The organism is Aeromonas sanarellii (assembly GCF_000820085.1).
GTDB lineage: Bacteria > Pseudomonadota > Gammaproteobacteria > Enterobacterales > Aeromonadaceae > Aeromonas > Aeromonas sanarellii.
Window position 1 is genome coordinate 58,305 of record NZ_CDBN01000098.1, and the last position, 17,177, is coordinate 75,481.

A 17,177-nucleotide genomic window follows, 5' to 3' on the forward strand; every position below is an offset into this window, starting at 1 on the left:
CAGTTATCCAAGATTTCTGTGGATAACTATGTGAAACAGCTCGTCCAAACCCTTGGACAACTCGCTTCAGCAGGGATCCTTCTCCTCTCCGGGCTGGAGAAAAACACCAAAACTCTTTAAAATCATTACGATAGATAATAACCGGTAATCTTGCCCCCCCTGTGTATAGCCGGGCAAGGATCGGTTATAAAATCAGCGATCCCTTCGAGGGTCCACCATGCCCAACCCATTCCCTCTCACAGGAGCCCTCATGCCCGCCAATCCCCAGTCAGAACAGGAGCTGCTGACCCGCGCCTATGCCATGGCGGGCCTCACCCTGGCCCAGCTCGCCGCCACCGCCGGGATCCCGGTGCCGCGGGATCTCAGGCGTGACAAGGGCTGGACGGGGCAATTGATCGAATGGCATCTGGGGGCCAGCGCCGGCAGCCGGCCCGAGCAGGATTTCCCGGATCTCGGCATCGAGCTCAAGACGATCCCCGTCGATCCTCAAGGCCGGCCGCTCGAGACCACCTTCGTCTGCGTGGCCCCCCTCATCGGGATCAGCGGCCAGCGCTGGGAAGAGTCGAACGTGCGCAACAAGCTGTCGCGGGTGCTCTGGATCCCGGTGGAGGGGAGCCGCGACATCCCGGTCGGTGAACGCAGGGTCGGCATGCCGCTGCTGTGGAGCCCGAGCGAGGAGGAGGATGAGCTGCTGCGTCAGGACTGGGAGGAGCTGATGGACATGATAGTGCTGGGGGAAGTGGAGCAGATCAGTGCCCGCCACGGCCAGGTGATGCAACTGCGCCCCAAGGCGGCCAACAGCAAGGCCCTGACCCGCGCCATCGGTCGCAACGGCCAGCCGATCCAGACCCTGCCACGGGGGTTCTACCTCAAGATCCCGTTCACCCACCAGTTGCTGCAGCGCCACTTTGCCCTGCCCCTTTGATCTGTGTTATCAACATCCTTGTCATAGAGTGATATAAAAATGACCAGGAGTGCTTTCTTCGCAGCCAGTGACAAGGAGTCCATATGCCGATCAACAAGCAATTTCTCAAGTCCCGTCCCGAGGTCAAGGTGACCTTTGCAGTGGAAAAGGAGGCCGCCGGCGACGCCGAACAGGTCTTGCTGCTGGGTGAATTCAGCCAGTGGCAACCCATCGAACTGAAAAGGATGAAGAGCGGGGAGTTCAAGGCGACGCTCAACCTTCCCACCGACGGCCCCGCCCATTTCGAGTATTGCTACCAGCTGGTGCAACCGAATGGCGAGACCTTCTACGACAACGACTGGGAAGCGGATGACTATGTGCCCGGTCCCTTCGGGCGGGACAACTCAGTGGTGAGGGTCAGCCAGCCGGGCTGAGTGCCGGCCTGCCGAATCGCGGACACAAAAAAGGCTCGCCATTGGCGAGCCTTTTCACTACCTGTCGAGCTTTTCGCCGACATACCGACACCAATTCGAATCGAATTAGTTGAGCTTCTCTTTGATACGAGCAGCTTTGCCGGACAGGTTGCGCAGGTAGTACAGTTTGGCGCGGCGAACATCACCACGACGCTTCAGTTCTACGCTGTGGATCAGCGGAGAGTGAGTCTGGAATACACGCTCAACACCTTCGCCGTTGGAGATCTTGCGAACGGTGAAAGCAGAGTGCAGACCGCGGTTACGCTTGGCAATCACGATGCCTTCGAAAGCCTGCAGACGCTCTTTACCACCTTCTTTAACACGAACTTGAACACGTACGGTGTCGCCCTGGGCAAAAGCCGGGATGTCGGTACGCAGTTGCTCTTGTTCAAGCTGCTGAATAATCTTGCTCATTGTCTTTCCTTACCTAGGATAAACTGAAAACTCTACTAAACGTTGTCACGCACTTCGCGGACATACTCGGCAAGAAGTGATTCTTGCTCGTCAGTCAGAGCTAGGTTGTTAATAAGTTCCGGCCTTCTCTGCCAGGTTCGTCCGAGCGATTGCTTGAGACGCCAGCGCCGAATCACTTCGTGATTGCCGCTTGTCAGCGCCTCGGGCACCGTCAGCCCATCCAACACCTCCGGCCGAGTATAGTGGGGATGATCCAGCAGGCCATCCGTGAAGGAGTCCTGCTCGGCACTGGCCTGATCGCCCAAAACCCCCGGGACCAGACGCGAAACCGCATCGATCAGGGTCATGGCAGGCAGTTCGCCACCACTTAACACGTAATCCCCGATAGACCACTCTTCGTCGACTTCGGTTTGTATCACGCGTTCATCGATACCTTCGTATCGACCGGCGACCAGAATCAGTTTCTGATTCATCGCCAGCTCGGTTACGCCCGCTTGAGTCAGCTTGCGTCCCTGAGGGGAGAGATAGATGACTTTCACCCCGTCTCCCGCCGCTTGCTTGGCTGCATGAATGGCATCACGCAGCGGCTGAACCATCATCAACATGCCGGGCCCACCACCATAGGGACGATCATCGACCGTACGGTGTTTGTCGTGGGTAAAGTCCCGGGGGTTCCAGCACTCAATCTGCAGCAGGCCACTCTTGACGGCCCGACCCGTTACCCCGTGCTCGGTAATGGCTCGGAACATTTCAGGGAAGAGGCTGATCACCCCAATCCACATAAGAAACCTCCGGCACCCGTATCAGCGCGGGAAACTAGAAACCAGGATCCCAATCAACTTCGATTGTTCGAGCAGTCAGATCAATGTTCTTGATCACCTGCTCTTCCAGGAACGGAATCAACCGCTCCTTTGCACCAAAGGCATCTTTTACATTGGCCTCAACCACCAACACATCGTTGGAGCCGGTTTCCATCAACTCGGTCACCTTGCCCAGGTCGTATCCCTTGGTGGTCACTACGGTGCAACCGATGAGGTCACGCCAGTAGAACTCCCCTTCGGGCAACGCGGGCAACAGATCGGCGGGGACGCCAATCTCGACATTGGTCAATGCCAGGGCATCCTCGCGCACGTCGATACCATCGAGTTTGCAGATCAGACCCTTGTTGTGACGCTTCCAGGATGACACCCGGATTTCACGCCACGCCCCGTTCTGATTGATCAGCCAGGGGTTGTAATCGAAAATCGCTTCGGCAACATCGGTGAAGGAGTTCACTTTAAGCCAGCCCTTGATCCCGTAAACGGTGCCCAGGGTGCCCAGAACTACAGGTTTTTCCACCTTAACTCCCTACCGTTTGGCTGATTAAGCAGCTTTGGCAGCGTCTTTGATCAGCTTGGCAACGCGGTCAGAAACAGCGGCACCAGTAGCAACCCAATGCTCGATACGAGCCAGGTCCAGGTTCAGCTTTTCAGCGTTACCAGCAGCAACCGGGTTGAAGAAACCGACGCGCTCGATGAAACGACCGTCACGGGCGTTACGGCTGTCAGCAACTACTACCTGGTAGAACGGACGCTTTTTCGCGCCACCACGTTGTAAACGAATGGTTACCATATCGTCCTCATTAACATCTAATGAACAAGGCCCGCAAACACGCGGACCCTAGCTTAAAATAAGCCGCGTAATTCTACTTGGATTCGTAATAATTGCAACCAAGCCAGCCATTTTTTGCGCAGAGCGGCAATGAAAAGGGCCTGCCATGGGCAGACCCTCGATCAGCGATCCGGGTCGGATCAGAAGGGGCCGCGGCCGCCACCGAAGCCGGGGGGCAGCATGTTCTTCATCTGGCCCATCATCTTGCGCATGCCGCCCTTGCCGGACATCTTCTTCATCATGCGCTGCATCTCGGTGAACTGCTTGAGCAGCTTGTTCACGTCCTGCACCTGCATGCCGGAGCCCGCGGCGATGCGGCGCTTGCGGGAGCCCTTGATCAGATCGGGGTGGGCACGCTCCTTGGGCGTCATGGAGCTGATGATGGCCTCCATCCGCACGGTGAGTTTGTCATCCATCTGGTCCTTGATGTTGTCCGGCAGGCCGGACATGCCGGGCAGCTTGTCGAGCATGCCCATCATGCCGCCCATGTTGCGCATCTGGGCCAGCTGCTCGCGGAAGTCTTCCAGATCGAAGCCCTTGCCGCTCTTGACCTTGCTGGCCAGCTTGGCCGCCTTCTCCTTGTCGACGTTGCGCTCCACCTCTTCGATGAGCGACAGCACGTCGCCCATGCCGAGGATGCGGGAGGCCAGACGATCCGGATGGAAGGGCTCCAGCGCGTCTGTCTTCTCTCCCATGCCGATGAACTTGACCGGCTTGCCGGTGATGTGGCGCACCGACAGGGCGGCACCGCCGCGGGCGTCGCCGTCCGCCTTGGTGAGGATCACACCGGTGAGGGGCAGCGCCTCGTTGAATGCCTTGGCGGTGTTGGCGGCATCCTGACCCGTCATGGCATCCACCACGAACAGGGTCTCCACCGGCTTGATGGTGGCGTGCAGATCCTGGATCTCCGCCATCATCTCGCCATCGACGTGCAGACGACCGGCGGTATCGACGATCACCACGTCATAGAACTTCTTGCGCGCCTGATCGATGGCCGCGGTGGCGATGGCGACGGGTTTCTGGCTGGCATCGCTCGGGAAGAAGTCGACGCCGATGTCGCCGGCCAGGGTCTCCAGCTGCTTGATGGCCGCCGGGCGGTAAACGTCGGCACTGACCACCAGCACCTTCTTCTTGCTTCGCTCCTTGAGCAGCTTGGCCAGCTTGCCGACCGTGGTGGTCTTACCGGCCCCCTGCAGACCCGCCATCAGGATGATGGCCGGCGGCTGGGCCGCCAGGTTGAGCTGCTCGTTGGCCTCCCCCATCACGGTGACCAGTTCGCCGTGCACTATCTTGATGAAGGCCTGGCCCGGGCTCAGGGACTTGGCCACTTCCTGGCCCACCGCCCGCTCCTTGACGCGGGCAACGAAATCGCGCACCACCGGCAGGGCGACGTCCGCCTCGAGCAGCGCCATGCGCACTTCGCGCAGGGTATCCTTGATGTTCTCTTCCGTCAGGCGACCGCGGCCGCTGACGTTGCGCAGGGTGCGCGAGAGTCGTTCAGTCAAATTCTCAAACATGACGCTTTCCGGTTCTTGGCGTGACAATGGGGACATTATACCCCGGTCAGCACTGTGGGGACGATTACTCGCCGCTTGTGGCGGCAGCCAGCCTTCGAACGGGCAGGCTAACAAATGAGGGGCATTATACCCCAGTCCGCACTGCAGGGACGATGACTCGCCGCTTGCGGCAGCCTGCCATGAACGGGCAGGTCAACAAATGGCGGGCAGTATACCCCAGTCAACGCCGGAGGACGATTATTCGCCGCATGGAGCGCTTCTACTTATATGTGGGCAGTTGGCCCCTGGCACAACTGGCGAGCATATCTTGTGCAAGGTATACTGCCCCTCTTATCCCTAAAGCTTGTTTGACAACGACCTGGTTATGATCGTGATCTCTGTTCTGGCCCTGGCGTTTTACCTGCTGGCCATCATCGCCTCACTGCACCTGCTGCTCAGCGCCAAGCCTGTCGGGCAAGCGTCGCTGTTTGCCTGCATCGGCCTTGCCCTGACCGCCCATGGGGTGGCCGTGGGCAGCGAGGTACTGGCCACTCACTCCGGCCAGAACCTCAGCATGCTGAACGTGGCCTCCCTGGTCAGTCTGATCATCAGCAGCTTCATGACCTGCGTCACCCGCCGCTTCAACGGCTGGATCCTGCTGCCCGTCGTCTACAGCTTCTCGGCCCTGCTGCTGGCGGCCAGCGCCCTCATTCCCGGGCGCTACATCACCCATCTGGAGGCCCATCCTCAACTGTTGCTGCACATCGGGCTCGCCTTGCTGGCCTATTCGGTGCTGATGATAGCCTGCCTGTTTGCCCTCCAGCTTGCCTGTCTGGACAGGCAGCTGAAATCGAGAAAAATCAGTCATCTGCCTGCCATGCCGCCCCTGATGACGGTGGAGAAGCGCCTGTTCCAGCTGATCTCGGCGGGGCTGCTGTTGCTGACCCTCTCCATCGCCTCCGGCCTGTTCTTCCTGGAAGACATGTTCGCCCAGGGCAAGTCCCACAAGGCCATCCTCTCGATCCTGGCCTGGTGCGTCTACGCCCTGCTGCTGTGGGGCCATCACACCCGTGGCTGGCGGGGTCGCAAAGTCATCATGCTGAGCCTGGTCGGCAGCATCATCCTGACCCTGGCCTACTTTGGCAGTCGCTTCGTCAAGGAAGTGCTGCTGAGCTGACGACCCGCCCGCCCCTCAACCACAGACACAGGAGCCCTGCTTGGACAGTATCTCAACGAGTACATTGCTGATTGTGCTCGTTATCTTGATCCTCTTGTCAGCCTTCTTCTCCAGTTCCGAAACCGGTCTGATGTCCCTCAACCGCTACAAGTTGCGGCATCTGGCCCAGACCAAGCACAAGGCCGCCCGCCGGGTCGAAAAACTGCTGGCCCGGCCGGACAGGCTGCTCGGCCTCATTCTCATCGGCAACAACTTGGTCAACATCCTGGCTTCCGCCATCGCCACCATAGTCTGCATCCGGCTGTTCGGGGATCTCGGCGTCGCCATCGCCACCTTCGGCCTCACCCTGGTGGTGCTGGTGTTCGGGGAGGTCACCCCCAAGACCCTGGCCGCCATGTTCCCCGAGCGCATTGCCTACCCCGCCTCCTGGGTCCTCAAGGGCTTGATGGTGCCCTTCTCGCCCCTGGTCTGGCTCATCAACAGCATCACCAACCTGCTGCTCAAGCTCTTGCGCCTCGAACACCGCAAGGATGACGCCCTCAACACCGAGGAGCTGCGCACCATAGTCAACGAGGCGGGCAGCCTGATTCCCCAGCGCCATCAGGAGATGCTGATCAGCATCCTGGATCTGGACAAGATGACGGTGGAGAACATCATGGTGCCGCGCAGCGAGATCTCCGCCATCGACATCAACGACGACTGGAAGCTCATCCTGCGCCAGCTGGCCCACTGCGCCCACACCAAGATCCTGCTCTATCGCGACAACATCGACGATGTGGTTGGCTTCCTGCACGCACGCGACGCCCTGAGGCTGGTCGCACGGGATCAGTTCAGCAAGTCCAGTCTGCTGCGAGAGGTCGACCCCATCTACTTCATCCCCCAGGGGACGCCGCTCAATGTGCAGCTGGCCAAGTTCCAGCGCAACAAGGAGAGGATCGGGCTGATTGTCGACGAATATGGCGACATTCAGGGGTTGATCACCCTGGACGACATACTGGAAGAGATAGTCGGCGACTTCACTACCTCCATGACGCCGACCCCGAGCGACGAGATCCACCCCCAGCCGGACGGCTCCTTCCTGGTCGAGGGCTCCGCCAGCATCCGCGAGCTGAACAAGGAGATGGACTGGCACCTCCCCACCGATGGCCCGCGCACTCTCAACGGCGTGATCCTGGAGTACCTGGAGGAGATCCCCCAGCCCAACATCAGCGTCAGGCTGGCGGGCTACCCCATCGAGATCCTCGAGGTGGAGAACAACATGGTGAAGATGGCGAGGATCATGCCACACCTGTACCGTAACGATTCAGGGTACGAAGATTGAAAAAAGGCTGCCGATGGCAGCCTTTTCGTTTCACTCGCTCTCGTCATCCGGCTCCAGCACCAGGGTCGGGATCAACTCGCCGAACACCTGCTGCAGCTCGTCACGGTTGGCCAGCAGATCTTGCAGCGTATAGCCGTCCATCACCGCCAGGAACGCGTTCATCGCCTCCTTCAACGCGCTCTTGAGCAGGCAGACAGAGACGATATGGCAGACGGGGGAACCGCAGTCGATGCCGTCCAGATTGCCTTCCAGCGCCCGGATCACCTGGCCTATGTTTATGCTCTCGGGGGAGCAGGCCATGCGGATCCCGCCATTCTTGCCGCGCTGGGATTGCAGGTAGCCCAGCTTCACCAGCTGGTTTACCACCTTCACCATGTGGTTGCGGGAGACGTCGTACAGGGCGGACACCTTGGCCACGCTCGACAGTTCGCCCTCCGGCAGGGTGGCCAGATAGAGCAGGGCTCTCAATCCAAAATCGGTATAGCTAGTCAGTCTCATAGTGCCTGCGGCGCATAGCGCAAAGAATTGATGATTGATCCAGATCAATTAAACATTTAGGATGCAACTTATTAAGTGACATTCCAGATGTTCAATTAGAAAGGACCTCCTATGTTAGACCAAGCCACCATCGCCGTCATCAAGAGCACCATTCCTTTGCTCGAATCGGCGGGACCAGCCCTCACCCAGCACTTCTACCAGCGCTTGTTCAGCCACCATCCGGAATTGAAGGATGTATTCAATCTGGCTCACCAGCGCAGCGGCGGTCAGCCGTTGGCGCTGTTCAGTGCGGTGGCGGCCTATGCCAGGAACATCGACAACCTGGGCGCCCTGGCAGGGGCCGTGGAACGCATCGCCCACAAGCACACGGGTTTCCTCATCCAGCCGGAACAATATCACATTGTAGGTAGTCATCTCTTGGCCACGCTCAAAGAAATGGGTGGTAATGCGGTGACAGAGGAGGTGCTGGCGGCCTGGGGCAAGGCATATGGCGTGCTGGCCGACATCTTCATCGGCCGGGAGGGCGAGCTCTACCGGGAGCAGGCAAGCCAGGAGGGGGGCTGGCAGGGTACCCGTTCCTTCATCATCAGGGAGAAGCGCCAGGAGAGCGAACTCGTCACCTCCTTCGTGCTGGCCCCCGTCGACGGCATGCCCGTGCTGCGCTTCAAGCCGGGTCAATATCTCAGCATCAAGCTGGTTCATCCCAAGCTAGAACACCAGGAGATCCGCCAGTACTCTCTCTCCGATGCGCCCAATGGCCGCGACTACCGCATCAGCGTCAAGCGCGAGCCCCAGGGTCAGGCTTCCAACCTGCTGCACGACAAGCTGCACGTCGGTGACGAGGTGACAGTGATGCCACCGGCAGGCGACTTCTTCCTGCAAGAGGAGACTGCCACCCCAGTGGTGCTGCTCTCCGCCGGGGTGGGACTCACCCCCGTGCTGAGCATGCTCAACCACTTGCTGGCGAGCGGCCAGGATACCGAGATCCGCTGGCTGCACGCCTGCGAGCGCGGTGCCCAGCACGCGTTCAGAGAGGAGATCCGGGAGAAAAGCCGGCAGCACCCCAGATTGCAGAGCCGCACCTGGTATCGAGAGCCGGGAGAGCAGGATGTCCAGGGTGAGGATTACGACTTCATCGGCCCCCTGGCGCTGGAGCAGGTCACCGACCTCATCCCGGCCAACGCCCACTACTATTTCTGCGGCCCCCTTGGCTTTATGAAGGCGGTGAAGGGTCAACTGGTCGGTTTGGGCGTGCCTGCCGACCGGATGCACTACGAGATCTTCGGCCCCCATCAGGAGATCTGATCCCGCCTCACCGCCGCGCACAGCTGACAAGGCCCGGGCACCCAGGTGCCCGGGCCTTTTTCATGGTGTCTGGCCGCCAGTGATCAGCGCATCGCCTTGGCGCGGGCGATGGCGTTGGCGGGCATGCGGTTGCCGAGCCGGCTCAGCAGGCTGGCCGCCTTCTGGTGGGTGGCCTTGTCACCGATGACGGCGCCGTGCAGCCAGTGATAGGCCTCCTCGTAATCCAGCGGGCTCCCCATGCCCTGCAACAGCATCTCGACCCACTCCATCTGGGCCCGCAGGAAGCCGAGGCTGGCGGCCTCCCGCATCAGGGTTTCGGCCCGCACCAGATCCTTCTGCACCAAGATGCCCTTCCAGTAATAGCGACCGAGCTGCTCCAACGCGGGCGCCAGCCCCTGGTTCGCCGCCTCCCACATGTATTGCACGCCGATCTGGGCATCCGGCTTGACGCAGACGCCCCAGGCCAGCATGTCCCCCCACAGGAACTGATAGGCGGGGATCTTCATCACCGAGGCGCGGGCCTCGATATCCTGGGTCAGCTGGCATCGATCCTGCCTCACCCGGGTCAGGTGGCGCCCCTGCTCTATCCAGTTGAGCAGCTCGTCCTGCCGATAGAGCGGCACCGCCTGCAGTTCCCCCGCCGCCGCGGAGACTGCGCTTGCCGCCTTGGGCAAGGGTGCCGCCGCCGGGGCTGTCGAGGCCGCAGCGGATGCGGCAGGCGCGGCAATGGTCGAACGTTCAGGTGGTGACGTAACTGTGGCTGGGGGAGACGCGGTCGCCGCAGTCTGGGTTGGTATGGCGGCCGATGCCGGCTCGGCCCCCTGCAAGGGGAGGCTGCACAAACCGACGAGGCCGATGAGGATACTGGGTTTCATCATTAGGGATCTCCTGCTGCCCTCTGTTATCGGCAGCCGGGACCATCTCCTTAGCCCGCCACACCAACCCCCGAAAATGACAAAGGGGAGCCTGGGCTCCCCTTGCGATCGACGCGGCGACTTATTTGACGAAGTCGACACCCAGCTGGATGTCGGCCTTCAGGGTGGCCAGCATGCTGTCCATCGCCTCTTGCTCGAAGGCGCTCAGCTTGCCGTAGTCCAGCACGGACTCGACACCGTTCTTGCCGAGCAGTACCGGCTGCGCGAAGAAGGTGGCGTGCTCGCCGTTGCCTTCCACATAGGCGCACTCGATGACGTTGGCTTCCCCTTGCAGACCCTTGATGAGAGACAGACCGAAGCGACAGGCTGCCTGGCCCATGGAGAGGGTGGCGGAACCGCCACCGGCCTTGGCTTCCACAACCTCGGTACCGGCATTCTGGATGCGCTTGGTCATGGCGGCGACTTCTTCAGCAGTGAAAGACGCGCCTTCAACCTGAGAGAGCAGCGGCAGAATGGTCACGCCACTGTGGCCGCCGATGACGTTGACGCGCACCTTGTCGACGTTCAGCCCCTTGGCTTCGGCCACGAAGGTCTCGCCACGGATCACGTCCAGGGTGGTAACGCCGAACAGGCGGCGCTTGTCATAGACACCGGCCTTCTTCAGCACTTCGGCGGCGATGGCGACCGTGGTGTTGACCGGGTTGGTGATGATGCCGATCAGCGCTTTCGGGCAGGAGGCGGCACACTTCTCCACCAGATTCTTGACGATGCCGGCGTTGATGTTGAACAGGTCGGAACGATCCATGCCGGGCTTGCGGGCCACGCCAGCGGAGATCAGCACGACATCGGCGCCGACCAGAGCCGGGCTCGGATCTTCACCGCAGAAACCTTTTACTTTCACGTCAGTCGGGATATGGCTCAGGTCCGCCGCCACGCCCGGGGTGACCGGTGCGATGTCATACAGGCTCAGTTCGGAACCGGCAGGAAGGCGATTTTTCAACAGCAGAGCGAGGGCTTGGCCGATGCCACCGGCGGCACCCAGAACGGCAACTTTCATGATCAACTCCATGTCTAAGCGTAGGTTTAAGGTTGTTTCTAGTTGGGTTAACGCTGATTCTTATTGTGCGCCTCACCTTAAAGGATCCCCTCCCAAAAAACAATCTGATAACAGTTGTAATCACGGGTTCTGTGAGCCAGGGAACAAGCGGCGACGAAAGCGGAGAGGAATATGCGATAAATGGGAGGATAAGCACAGATTTCCTGTGCCCACCTCACCATTAAGAGGTAAATCAGACTGCCTCAGGACTGGAATGCCAGCGCTCTGCGCTCACACCAGCGGAAACCAATTGTTAACAATCCATTCATGGTCAGGTAGAGGGCCCCGGCCACGGTGAACACCGCCAGGGTGTCATAGGTCTGGGCGTTGAGGCGCTGGGCCAGCCCCATGATGTCCATGATGGTGATGGTACTGGCGAGCGAACTCCCCTTGAGCACCAGGATCACCTCGTTGGAATAGGCGGGCACCAGCCGGCGGGCGGCGTGGCGGGTCTTCATCCAGAGGGTCTGGCCGGCCGAGAAGCCGAGCGCCCGACAGGCCTCCACCTCGCCGGCGGGGATGGCGTCGAGGGCCCCCTTGAACAGCCGGGTGGAGTAGGCGGCGGTGTTGAAGCCGAGCGCCAGCACGGCGCAGAACCAGGGCTGTTTGAGCAGCGGCCAGAGCGGGCTCGCCTTGAGCCACTCGAACTGGCCAGGCCCGTAGTAGATGAGGAAGATCTGGATGAGCAGCGGCGTGCCGGTGAAGATCAGCACCCAGAGCTGCACCAGCTGGGTCGCCACCGGTATGCGGCGCTCCAGCACCCAGGTCATGCCGATCGCCAGCAACACCCCGAGCAGCAGGCTGAACGCGGTGAGCTGCAAGGTAATGGCCAGCCCCCCCAGCAGGGTCATCAGGTAATCCTGCATGATCAGCCTCCGTAACGGCGGGTAGAAGGAGCAGCCTGCTTGAACCCGCAGTCACCCAGCTGACTGAAGGCGGTCGGTTGCAGGGTGATAACAAATCCCCCCAGCAGGGTCATGAGATAGTCCTGCATGCTCAGCCTCCGTAGCGTCGGGTGTAACGAGCCGCCTGCTTGAGGCCGAACTCGCTCACCAGGCTGATGGCCAGGTAGATGAGTGCCGCGGCGGCGTACCAGGTGAAGGGTTGATAGGTGCTGGCCGACGCCATCTGCGCCTGGCGCATCATCTCGTTCACCCCGATGAGGGAGACCAGGGCGGTGTCCTTGAGCAGCACCAACCACTGGTTGCCCAGCCCCGGCAGGGCGTGGCGCCAAGCCTGGGGCAGCACGATGCGAAAGAAGGTGTGCCCCTTGCCCAGGCCGAGCGCCAGCGCGGCCAGCCGCTGCCCGGCAGGCACCGCATTGAGCGCGGCCCTCAGGGTCTGGGTGGCATAGCTCGCGAACAGCAGGGAGAGCGCCAGCACACCGCAGGCGAACGGGCTGAACTCCACGTACTCCCCGGTGATGAGGAACAGCACCTGGGTCGAGCCGAAGTAGATGAAGAGCACCACCAGCAGCTCGGGCAGACCGCGGATCAGGGTGGTCAGGGTGGCCACGGGCCACACCAACCAGCTGCGCTTGCTGAGCTCGGCAGCGCTGAACGCCAGCGCCAGCGCCATGCCCCCGACCAGGGATGCCAGGGCCAGCCCGAGGGTCATCCAGGCTGCATCCAACAACAGGCTCAGCATGGCTTACTGCGCGAAGTACTTGTCATAGATCTTCTGATAGGTGCCGTTGGCCTTGATCTCGGCCAGCCCCTTGTTCAGCTGGGTCAACAGCTCCTGGTTGCCCTTGGCCACCGCGATGCCGAAGCCGGTACCGAAGTACTTGGCGTCGGTCACCGGCGTCCCCACCACCGCATACTCCTTGTGCTGCTTGAGCCAGTCGGCGGCCACCGCCGTATCGGCAAACACGCCGTCGGTGCGGCCGTTCATCATGTCGAGGAAGGCGCTCTGGTAGCTGGCGTAGGGCACGGTCAGCAGACCCTTGCTCACCCAGTTGTCCACCAGATAGGACTGGTGGGAGGTGCCGTTCTGCACGCCGACTGTCTTGTCCACCAGATCTTCCGGCCCCTTGAAGGCGTCCTTCTTGGCGACGAAGACGGCGGAGTTCTCGTAATAGATGTCGGAGAAGTCGACCTGGGCGGCCCGCTCCGGGGTCACGTCCATGGCGGCGATGGCGGCGTCATAGCGGCGGAACTTGAGGCTGGGGATCAGGCTGTCGAAGGCCTGGTTGTGGAAGCTGCACTCCAGCTTGACCTGGGCGCAGACGGCGCGGGCCAGATCGATGTCAAAGCCCTGGAACTCGTTCTTGTCGTCCAGGTATTCGAACGGCGCATAGGTGGCCTCGGTGGCGAACTTGATCTCTTTCGCCAGCACAGAGGTGCTCAGCAGGCCCATGGCGGCGACCAGCAACAGACTCTTTTTCATGACAGCTTCCTTATCGACTCAATATCAATGCATCAAGAATTCGGCAAACCGGCTGGTTTGCGGGGCCTGGAAGATGGCGGCGGTGCCGGATTCGATGATCCGCCCCTTCTCCAGATAGATCACCTGACTGGCCACCTTGCGGGCGAACTCCACCTCGTGGGTCACCACCACCTGGGTGATGCCGGTCTGGCTCAGGGTGCGGATGATCTCCGCCACCTCTTTGGTAATTTCGGGGTCCAGGGCCGCAGTCGGTTCGTCAAACAACAGCACCTGGGGATCCATCATCAGGGTACGGGCGATGGCCACCCGCTGCTGCTGGCCACCGGAGAGGCGTGCCGGCCAGGCATCGCGCTTGTCGGCCAGCTGCAATTGGGCCAGCAGGTAGGCCCCCTTGTCGATGGCCGCCTCTCGGCTCATGCCGAGCACCTTGACCGGGGCTTCGATCAGGTTCTCCATCACGGTGAGATGGGGCCAGAGATTGTACTGCTGGAACACCATGCCCACCTTGCGGCGCAAGGCCTGAGCCTGACGGTTAAACTCGGCGGCGGAGAGGCTGGACGGGAAAGAAAATTCACTGCCCGCGATGCGCAGCACACCGGCGTCCGGGGTGTCCAGCAGGTTCATCATGCGCAGCAGGGAGCTCTTGCCCGCACCGCTCGGGCCCAGCAATACCAAGGTCTCGCCGGGAGCGGTCCGAAAGCTCACCTGTTGCAATACCGGCACCTTGTGCCAGGATTTTTCGACGCCGATTAATTCGATACCCATACAGCCCAATTGAATAAGTTTTCAAAATTTCGTCCTGATTCTAGCGCCGGCATACATTGATGCAAGCTATATTTGAATCAATATGCAGAACAAGCGCCGCTTCCTTGCCAAAAGAGGCATATGAATGCAAAATAGCAGCGCTGTTCGTATCTGCCGCCTGAGCGTGACAGGCGGTCACCCCCCTCATTCGTGAGTCCAAGATGAAACATAACGACAAGCAAGAAAAACTGGCCAAGGCCTTTAAAGCCTTGCTGAAAGAGGAGCGATTCGGCTCCCAGGCAGAGATAGTGACTGCCCTGCAAGAGATGGGCTTCGAGAACATCAACCAGTCCAAGGTCTCGCGCATGCTGAGCCGCTTCGGCGCCGTCCGCACCCGCAACGCCAAGATGGAGATGGTGTACTGCCTGCCGGTGGAGCTGGGTGTCCCCACCACCTCCAGCCCCCTCAAGAATCTGGTCCTTGACGTCGACCACAACGGCGCCCTGGTGGTGATCCACACCAGCCCGGGGGCGGCCCAGCTCATCGCCCGCCTGCTCGACTCCCTCGGCAAGGCCGAAGGGATCCTCGGCACCATCGCCGGTGACGACACCATCTTCATCACGCCGACCAGCGACACCGACATCGAGGAGCTCTACCTCTCCGCCCTCGAACTGTTCGAGCAGACCCCCTGATCGGGCGGCCGTCGTCGAGACGGCATCCCGAACGAAAAATCCCGGCCAAGGCCGGGATTTTTGTTATCTGCGAGTAAGACAGGCTTAACGGCCCTGGGCCTCCAGGAAGTCGACGGACGGGGCGAAGAAGGCCGCGCCGGTCACCGCCCGGGTGAAGCGCAGCAGGTGATCGAAGTGACTGCCCTCCCCCTTGTACATGCTGGCCAGCATGGCGTTGAAGTGCAGCGGCGTGCGGCAGCAGGAGATGAAGTAGAGCCCCTGCTCGCTCATGGTGCCCCAGGGCATGCTCTGGCGCAGTATCTCCATGGACTCCCCCTTCGAGGTCTTGAGGTTGACCCGCTTGATGTGGGAAGTGAGCGGCTTGTCGGCGGACTCGTATTCGATGTTGTCCACCTTGGTGCGGCCTATGATGTCTTCCTGCTCCTTCAGGGCCAGCTTCTCCCAGTCGCTCATGGCGTGGACCCAGCGCTGCACGTGGAGATAGGAGCCGCCGGCGAACTCGCCGCCGTCCAGCAGCGCCACTTCGGCCCTGTGCTCATCCTGCGGGTTCTCGGTGCCGTCGACGAAGCCGGTCAGATCCCGGCAGTCGAGGTTGCGAAAACCGCGCACCTCTTCGGCCAGCACCACCAGTCCGGCCAGCAGGGCCATCACCCGCTGGCCGGCGTGGTGCAGCACGTCGACCCGGTCGGCCCTCAGCTGCACGAACAGATCGAACGGAGTGTTCGGCGCCTTGTTGCCATTGGCCTCCTGCGCCATAAAGCCGCGGAACTGGGGTGGACGGGCCACCGGATAGATGGCATCCCAGCCCTCGGCACCCACGGCCACCAGGCCGCTGAAGGCGGCATCGGGGAAGTCGGCGCTCACCGCGTCCCACAGCGCCGGCAGGCTGGCCAGGCGGGCCGCCAGGGCGGCACCGTCGCCGGTGCGATTGAACATCAGATAGAGGGCATGCAGATTCGGCTCTGCGCAGATCCCGGCTTGGGCTTTCATTTCTCTCTCCAAAGACATTGGCTAAAGGCGTGGCGCGATTATAAACCAGTGCAACCCCAGTTCATTGATTTCACGACGATATCACGCCATCAGGGCAAAGGGTCAAACAACACCAGGGCATGGGGGGCCACGGTCACCCGCGCCCTCTTCCCTTCCAGGGGCTCGCCGATGCTGGCCTCCAGAGACTGGCCGGCACAATCCACCAGCACCCGGCAGTGATGACCCAGGAAGTGCTGCTCCCGCACCTCGAGTTCGCCATCAGCCGCCGCCGTCAGCGCCAGCTGCTGGGGCCTGAGCATGAGTTGCAGCCGCTCCCCGACCGTACGGCCATGGGGCTCCTGGCCACAGATGGTGCCCAGGATGGTCTTCACGCAGTGGCTGTCCACCACCTCGGCCGCCAGATAGTTGACCCCGCCGAGAAATTCCGCCACGAAGCGGTTCTGTGGGCGACGATAGAGCTGCTCAGGCTGCCCCACCTGCTCGATGTGACCGGCCCGAAACAGCGCCAGCCGGTCGGCGAAGGCGAACGCCTCCTCCTTGCTGTGGCTGACGAAGATGGCCCCTATGCCCTGCTGCTTGAGCAGGGTACGGATCTCGAGGATCAGCTTCATCCGCACCTGGGTGTCGATGTTGGAGAAGGGCTCGTCCAGCAGCATCAGCCTCGGCTTGCAGACCAGGGCGCGGGCGATGGCCACCCGCTGCTGCTGGCCGCCGGAGAGCTGATGGGGATAACGCTCCCCCAGGCCCTGCAGATTGACCAGCGCCAGCGCCTCTTCCACCTGCTGCTGGCGGCTGCCGCGATCGAGCCGGATCAGCCCGAAGCCGACATTCTGTGCCACCGTCAGATGGGGGAAGAGGGCGTAATCCTGGAAGATCATGCCGATGTGGCGCGCCTCCGGCGGCACGCTCTGGCCCTCTCCGTCCAGCAGCATATCGCCGAGACGGATCTCCCCTTCGGCCAGCGGCAACAGGCCGGCGACGGCCTTGAGCAAGGTGGTCTTGCCACAGCCGCTCGCCCCCAGCAGGCAGACGATCTCGTTGTCGGCCACCGTCAGGGATAGCTGTTCCAGCACATTGCGACCGTTGTAGCGGCAGCTGACCTTCTCGATATTCAGGCAGGACAAGGTACTTTTCCTCTCGCGTGTTGACGCCGG

The 17,177-nt window shown here is 61.3% G+C and carries 21 protein-coding genes; 6 read left to right on the top strand and 15 right to left on the bottom strand.

Annotated elements, in window-relative coordinates:
* Positions 1–250: 250 nt before the first annotated feature.
* Together mutH and BN1132_RS18515 are read left to right on the top strand one after the other, a co-directional pair.
* Positions 251–925, top strand: a complete 675-nt coding sequence (mutH, locus tag BN1132_RS18510; protein WP_042079293.1) for a DNA mismatch repair endonuclease MutH — start codon at positions 251–253, stop codon at positions 923–925.
* A gap of 83 nt (positions 926–1,008) precedes the next feature.
* Positions 1,009–1,338, top strand: coding sequence for an isoamylase early set domain-containing protein (locus tag BN1132_RS18515; RefSeq protein ID WP_042079294.1), 330 nt, complete (start codon positions 1,009–1,011; stop codon positions 1,336–1,338).
* A 105-nt stretch (positions 1,339–1,443) separates the two neighbouring features.
* On the opposite strand, the gene rplS is transcribed toward BN1132_RS18515, so the two are convergent.
* The 5 genes from rplS to ffh form a co-directional block, all read right to left on the bottom strand.
* Positions 1,444–1,791 (bottom strand): 50S ribosomal protein L19, encoded by a 348-nt coding sequence (rplS, locus tag BN1132_RS18520; RefSeq protein WP_005313505.1) that lies wholly within the window; start codon positions 1,789–1,791, stop codon positions 1,444–1,446.
* A gap of 35 nt (positions 1,792–1,826) precedes the next feature.
* Positions 1,827–2,573: a tRNA (guanosine(37)-N1)-methyltransferase TrmD gene (gene trmD / locus BN1132_RS18525; RefSeq protein ID WP_042079295.1), complete on the bottom strand. Its 747-nt coding sequence runs from the start codon at positions 2,571–2,573 to the stop codon at positions 1,827–1,829.
* A gap of 34 nt (positions 2,574–2,607) precedes the next feature.
* Positions 2,608–3,129: a ribosome maturation factor RimM gene (rimM, locus tag BN1132_RS18530; protein ID WP_039039979.1), complete on the bottom strand. Its 522-nt coding sequence runs from the start codon at positions 3,127–3,129 to the stop codon at positions 2,608–2,610.
* A gap of 24 nt (positions 3,130–3,153) precedes the next feature.
* Positions 3,154–3,402, bottom strand: a complete 249-nt coding sequence (gene rpsP, locus BN1132_RS18535; RefSeq protein ID WP_010673084.1) for a 30S ribosomal protein S16 — start codon at positions 3,400–3,402, stop codon at positions 3,154–3,156.
* Between the two features lie 179 nt (positions 3,403–3,581).
* On the bottom strand, positions 3,582–4,958 hold the full coding sequence (ffh, locus tag BN1132_RS18540; protein WP_042079296.1) for a signal recognition particle protein: 1,377 nt from the start codon (positions 4,956–4,958) through the stop codon (positions 3,582–3,584).
* A 364-nt stretch (positions 4,959–5,322) separates the two neighbouring features.
* Here ffh and BN1132_RS18545 point away from each other — a divergent pair, with 364 nt between their 5' ends.
* Together BN1132_RS18545 and BN1132_RS18550 are read left to right on the top strand one after the other, a co-directional pair.
* The gene (locus BN1132_RS18545) at positions 5,323–6,114 is read left to right on the top strand and encodes a cytochrome C assembly family protein (RefSeq protein ID WP_042079404.1); all 792 of its coding nucleotides are present in this window, start codon (positions 5,323–5,325) and stop codon (positions 6,112–6,114) included.
* Between the two features lie 40 nt (positions 6,115–6,154).
* On the top strand, positions 6,155–7,435 hold the full coding sequence (locus BN1132_RS18550; protein WP_042079297.1) for an HlyC/CorC family transporter: 1,281 nt from the start codon (positions 6,155–6,157) through the stop codon (positions 7,433–7,435).
* Between the two features lie 30 nt (positions 7,436–7,465).
* Here BN1132_RS18550 and BN1132_RS18555 read toward each other — a convergent pair whose 3' ends face one another.
* Entirely contained in the window at positions 7,466–7,933 is a 468-nt protein-coding gene (locus BN1132_RS18555) for an Rrf2 family transcriptional regulator (protein WP_042079298.1), read from the bottom strand.
* A gap of 111 nt (positions 7,934–8,044) precedes the next feature.
* Between BN1132_RS18555 and hmpA the strand changes: the two genes are divergently transcribed.
* Positions 8,045–9,238: an NO-inducible flavohemoprotein gene (gene hmpA / locus BN1132_RS18560; RefSeq protein ID WP_042079299.1), complete on the top strand. Its 1,194-nt coding sequence runs from the start codon at positions 8,045–8,047 to the stop codon at positions 9,236–9,238.
* An 83-nt stretch (positions 9,239–9,321) separates the two neighbouring features.
* Here the strand turns inward: hmpA and BN1132_RS18565 are convergent, their stop codons facing one another.
* The 7 genes from BN1132_RS18565 to BN1132_RS18590 form a co-directional block, all read right to left on the bottom strand.
* Positions 9,322–9,912, bottom strand: coding sequence for a tetratricopeptide repeat protein (locus tag BN1132_RS18565; protein ID WP_042079300.1), 591 nt, complete (start codon positions 9,910–9,912; stop codon positions 9,322–9,324).
* A 322-nt stretch (positions 9,913–10,234) separates the two neighbouring features.
* Entirely contained in the window at positions 10,235–11,170 is a 936-nt protein-coding gene (gene mdh / locus BN1132_RS18570) for a malate dehydrogenase (protein ID WP_042079301.1), read from the bottom strand.
* Positions 11,171–11,412: 242 nt separating this feature from the next.
* Positions 11,413–12,075, bottom strand: a complete 663-nt coding sequence (artM, locus tag BN1132_RS18575) for an arginine ABC transporter permease ArtM (RefSeq protein ID WP_042079302.1) — start codon at positions 12,073–12,075, stop codon at positions 11,413–11,415.
* A 2-nt stretch (positions 12,076–12,077) separates the two neighbouring features.
* Positions 12,078–12,203 (bottom strand): hypothetical protein, encoded by a 126-nt coding sequence (locus BN1132_RS20410; RefSeq protein ID WP_280136294.1) that lies wholly within the window; start codon positions 12,201–12,203, stop codon positions 12,078–12,080.
* A 2-nt stretch (positions 12,204–12,205) separates the two neighbouring features.
* A complete protein-coding gene (gene artQ / locus BN1132_RS18580) occupies positions 12,206–12,856 on the bottom strand; it encodes an arginine ABC transporter permease ArtQ (RefSeq protein WP_042079303.1) in 651 nt (216 codons plus the stop codon).
* A 3-nt stretch (positions 12,857–12,859) separates the two neighbouring features.
* Positions 12,860–13,597: a lysine/arginine/ornithine ABC transporter substrate-binding protein gene (locus BN1132_RS18585; RefSeq protein ID WP_042079304.1), complete on the bottom strand. Its 738-nt coding sequence runs from the start codon at positions 13,595–13,597 to the stop codon at positions 12,860–12,862.
* Positions 13,598–13,621: 24 nt separating this feature from the next.
* Positions 13,622–14,362 carry an ATP-binding cassette domain-containing protein gene (locus BN1132_RS18590; RefSeq protein ID WP_042079305.1) on the bottom strand — a complete coding sequence of 247 codons (741 nt, stop codon included), beginning with the start codon at positions 14,360–14,362 and terminating at the stop codon, positions 13,622–13,624.
* A 200-nt stretch (positions 14,363–14,562) separates the two neighbouring features.
* Here BN1132_RS18590 and argR point away from each other — a divergent pair, with 200 nt between their 5' ends.
* The gene (argR, locus tag BN1132_RS18595) at positions 14,563–15,033 is read left to right on the top strand and encodes a transcriptional regulator ArgR (RefSeq protein WP_005308670.1); all 471 of its coding nucleotides are present in this window, start codon (positions 14,563–14,565) and stop codon (positions 15,031–15,033) included.
* 84 nt (positions 15,034–15,117) lie between these two features.
* Here argR and BN1132_RS18600 read toward each other — a convergent pair whose 3' ends face one another.
* Both BN1132_RS18600 and BN1132_RS18605 read right to left on the bottom strand, forming a co-directional pair.
* The gene (locus tag BN1132_RS18600) at positions 15,118–16,023 is read right to left on the bottom strand and encodes a Dyp-type peroxidase (protein ID WP_042079306.1); all 906 of its coding nucleotides are present in this window, start codon (positions 16,021–16,023) and stop codon (positions 15,118–15,120) included.
* A gap of 89 nt (positions 16,024–16,112) precedes the next feature.
* On the bottom strand, positions 16,113–17,147 hold the full coding sequence (locus BN1132_RS18605) for an ABC transporter ATP-binding protein (RefSeq protein WP_042079307.1): 1,035 nt from the start codon (positions 17,145–17,147) through the stop codon (positions 16,113–16,115).
* Positions 17,148–17,177: the final 30 nt, after the last annotated feature.

What these genes read in the sequence shown, in the direction of transcription:
- artQ (WP_042079303.1), bottom strand. Translation starts at nt 12,856, where the DNA reads ATGCTGAGCCTGTTGTTGGATGCAGCCTGGATGACCCTCGGGCTGGCC.
- artM (WP_042079302.1), bottom strand. Translation starts at nt 12,075, where the DNA reads ATGCAGGATTACCTGATGACCCTGCTGGGGGGGCTGGCCATTACCTTG.
- BN1132_RS18590 (WP_042079305.1), bottom strand. Translation starts at nt 14,362, where the DNA reads ATGGGTATCGAATTAATCGGCGTCGAAAAATCCTGGCACAAGGTGCCG.
- rplS (WP_005313505.1), bottom strand. Translation starts at nt 1,791, where the DNA reads ATGAGCAAGATTATTCAGCAGCTTGAACAAGAGCAACTGCGTACCGAC.
- BN1132_RS18545 (WP_042079404.1), top strand. Translation starts at nt 5,323, where the DNA reads ATGATCGTGATCTCTGTTCTGGCCCTGGCGTTTTACCTGCTGGCCATC.
- BN1132_RS18600 (WP_042079306.1), bottom strand. Translation starts at nt 16,023, where the DNA reads ATGAAAGCCCAAGCCGGGATCTGCGCAGAGCCGAATCTGCATGCCCTC.
- argR (WP_005308670.1), top strand. Translation starts at nt 14,563, where the DNA reads ATGAAACATAACGACAAGCAAGAAAAACTGGCCAAGGCCTTTAAAGCC.
- BN1132_RS20410 (WP_280136294.1), bottom strand. Translation starts at nt 12,203, where the DNA reads ATGCAGGACTATCTCATGACCCTGCTGGGGGGATTTGTTATCACCCTG.
- BN1132_RS18585 (WP_042079304.1), bottom strand. Translation starts at nt 13,597, where the DNA reads ATGAAAAAGAGTCTGTTGCTGGTCGCCGCCATGGGCCTGCTGAGCACC.
- BN1132_RS18515 (WP_042079294.1), top strand. Translation starts at nt 1,009, where the DNA reads ATGCCGATCAACAAGCAATTTCTCAAGTCCCGTCCCGAGGTCAAGGTG.
- mdh (WP_042079301.1), bottom strand. Translation starts at nt 11,170, where the DNA reads ATGAAAGTTGCCGTTCTGGGTGCCGCCGGTGGCATCGGCCAAGCCCTC.
- hmpA (WP_042079299.1), top strand. Translation starts at nt 8,045, where the DNA reads ATGTTAGACCAAGCCACCATCGCCGTCATCAAGAGCACCATTCCTTTG.
- rpsP (WP_010673084.1), bottom strand. Translation starts at nt 3,402, where the DNA reads ATGGTAACCATTCGTTTACAACGTGGTGGCGCGAAAAAGCGTCCGTTC.
- BN1132_RS18555 (WP_042079298.1), bottom strand. Translation starts at nt 7,933, where the DNA reads ATGAGACTGACTAGCTATACCGATTTTGGATTGAGAGCCCTGCTCTAT.
- ffh (WP_042079296.1), bottom strand. Translation starts at nt 4,958, where the DNA reads ATGTTTGAGAATTTGACTGAACGACTCTCGCGCACCCTGCGCAACGTC.
- trmD (WP_042079295.1), bottom strand. Translation starts at nt 2,573, where the DNA reads ATGTGGATTGGGGTGATCAGCCTCTTCCCTGAAATGTTCCGAGCCATT.
- mutH (WP_042079293.1), top strand. Translation starts at nt 251, where the DNA reads ATGCCCGCCAATCCCCAGTCAGAACAGGAGCTGCTGACCCGCGCCTAT.